The organism is Arthrobacter sp. MDT2-34-1 (assembly GCF_059091365.1).
In genome coordinates this window covers 1-352 of record NZ_JBNHGO010000179.1, presented here as the reverse complement: position 1 = coordinate 352, position 352 = coordinate 1, and the positions used below count along the sequence as shown (strand labels likewise).

The 352-nt window shown below is 61.1% G+C and carries 1 protein-coding gene; it reads left to right on the top strand.

Annotated features, from left to right (window positions below; genetic code table 11):
• Window positions 1-164: 164 nt before the first annotated feature.
• A partial coding sequence (locus AC5RVV_RS18265; RefSeq protein ID WP_494002747.1) for a hypothetical protein occupies window positions 165-352 on the top strand: 188 nt, incomplete at its 3' end.

The following is a 352-nucleotide window of genomic DNA, read 5'->3' as shown; positions in this document are numbered from 1 at the left end:
GGCCGACTCGGCGGGGCGCCTTGTTCGGGTGTCGTGCTGGAGGTGTGCGCATGGGGTGGTGATCCGATGCTCGATGGGAAGAACAAATGTTACGCTTGCGTATCATTCTATAGAATGCAACGCTTTCGTTGCAACCCTTGGTACTTTCTGGGAGACTGGGCGGCATGGCATCCGACAAAGAACCCCGCAACCTCGGCGGCTATGTCAGCTCAGTCGATCTTGCCGGGTTCATCGGCGTGAAGCCCGACATGATCCGCACTTGGCGCATGCGCCGGCGGCAGTGGATCGAGCGCGGCCGTCCCGAATCGGATGCCATCCATGCGTTCTTCCCGGATCCGGTCCTCGACCCGGA